Here is a 2,315-nt window from a genome sequence, read left to right as displayed (position 1 = left end):
ACCCAAATCGCGAGGTTTGGGAATCACCGCCCTTCCAGGGCGGTGAGGATGTCAAGAACCTAGAGCGCAGACACGGGGGGGGCGTGCGATCGCGAAACGGCGTGCTTTCGGAGGCGAAGTAACAACGAGGTCGGCTGTGATGTCTATTTTCTCGAGCCATCGTCTCAAACTTCAGATAACGTTAGAAAATTTCTCACAGCTTCTCAGCAGGACGGGTTCGTGTCTGTGCGGTCTCCCGAGTGCGATCGCACCAGTTGCCAGCACAGGCGATCGCGTCCTTGAGATTTCGCCCGATACAGAGCTAAATCAGCGGCAGCGATGGCATCGCTCGCAGACGGCGATCCCCGTTCGTCGGGAACCAGACTCGACAATCCCAAACTTAAGGTGACGATCTTGCCGATTCCGCCGCTTTTGTGGGGAATTCGCAGGTCTCGCACGGCGTTTCGCAACCGCTGCGCCACGCGAATCGCCCCGGCACCTTCGGTTTGCGGCAACACGACAGCAAACTCTTCTCCACCGTATCTCGCTACGAGATCCCGTGGGTGCGTGACCGTCTCTCGCAAAGCCTCGGCCACCTTTTGCAAACAAAGGTCTCCGGCTTGGTGTCCGTAGGTGTCGTTATAGGCTTTGAAGCGATCGACATCGCTCAAAATCAACGATAGCGGTTGACCCTGACGGGCGCAGTACTCCCACATTTGAGACCAGTATTCGTCGAACCGGCGGCGGTTAGCCAGTTGGGTCAAACCGTCGTGGTTGGCCCGATCTTGCAATTCGATATTGGCCGCGTGCAACGCCAGTTCCATTTGTTTGCGTTCGGTGATGTTGCGAACGGTCACGGTCAAACCGTTGCCCAGTTTGACTGCGACCACTTGCAACCAACCGCTGAATCGCGGAGACTCGTAGTACACTTCCCGTTCGACGGACTTTCCGGTTTCTACAACCGCCACGAAATTCTCAAACAGGCCGATTTCTCGATATTCGGGCAGAACCTCGAGCAAACGCCGCCCCACGAGGTCGGTGGGGGTCGTTCCCACCGTCTGAGCTGCCATGGGATTGGCCACGAGCCATTGAAAGTCGATGATGCGAGCCTGACCGTCGCGCACGGCTCGAAATGCCGATACGCCGTCGAGGGAACTGTTTAATACCCCTGAGAGTAAGGCTCGAGATTCCCGCAGCACCGCTTCGACTCGCTGGCGATCGCGAATTTCTCGCTCCAGTTGGATTTTTTGACGTTGCACCAGCAGTTGGTGTTCGACTCTCGCCAGGACTTCTTCCGTTTGGAAGGGTTTGGTGATGTAGTCCGCGCCGCCGAGACGAAACGCTTCGACTTTTTCGTGGGTCGATTCCACCACGCTCAGAAAGACGACGGGGATGTGGCGAGTGTGGCAGTTTTCCTTGAGGGCGCGACAGACTGCGTAACCGTCCATATCCGGCATTTTGATATCCAACAGGACGAGATCGGGCGGCATGGCGAAAGCCGATTTTAAAGCCAGTTCTCCGCTTCGGGAAACCCGCACGCGGTAGCCTCGAGCCGATAGCATTTGGCGCAACAGGGCAAGGTTCGCAGGGGTATCGTCAACGACTAAGATGTCTCCCTGGATTTGTTTGGGGGTCGTTTGAGGTAAATCCACCGAGTTCATGATGGGCTGCGGTGCTTATGGCGATAAGACAATTTGGAAGCAGCGTTCGAGCGAGGATTGGACAAGGTCGCAACTCTCGGTTGAGAACTTCAGGGGTTGGGATGACGCACGGAACAATGTTTTCTATAATTTTTGATGAAATGGATCGAGAATAAATCCTTTGTAAATTATAAACTACGGGAGCCTCATTAATTTTTTTAAGCACTGTCTCTCGGGCTTTGTTTTTCTGGCGATCGCCTTGGATATTTTGGGCGGACTGCCTGTCCGATGGTACGCCTGAGTCCATCGAATAATGCTGGCTTTATCTAACGAAATATTTTAATCGATACCTCAATAATAACCGCAATACTATAGTAGCCTAAAAGGAGTTTTTTGTATTTTTTTGTTAAGCAAATTTACAAAAAAAACATCTAAAAAAGACAAAACAAGCAATATCAAAAAATCGATCGAGTTTAGCTACAAATATCAGACTATACCTCTCCAAAATTCCCAAAATATTGAAAATTGCGGTAATTACTAGAGAAAACCAATGGAGTAAATAAAGTTTCAAAAAGTGATTTACCCCCAATCATTTAGGATTGCTATACCAATACCATTTAAGTTGTGGTAAGAATGGCGATCGCCCCCCGTAGCCTCCGGGGATGGCTCTCAAACTTGCCAAGTAAGTCCTACCTA

The 2,315-nt window shown here is 51.5% G+C and carries 1 protein-coding gene; it reads right to left on the bottom strand.

Going from position 1 to position 2,315, the window contains the following annotated elements; genetic code table 11:
* Positions 1 to 203: 203 nt before the first annotated feature.
* Positions 204 to 1,640: a diguanylate cyclase domain-containing protein gene (locus tag ACP5D4_RS21455; RefSeq protein WP_428013637.1), complete on the bottom strand. Its 1,437-nt coding sequence runs from the start codon at positions 1,638 to 1,640 to the stop codon at positions 204 to 206.
* Between the last annotated feature and the right edge of the window lie 675 nt (positions 1,641 to 2,315).

The sequence above is a fragment of the Baaleninema sp. genome (genome assembly GCF_049974805.1).
Classification (GTDB): domain Bacteria; phylum Cyanobacteriota; class Cyanobacteriia; order Cyanobacteriales; family Geitlerinemataceae; genus Baaleninema.
This window is presented reverse-complemented; position numbering and strand designations above follow the sequence as displayed.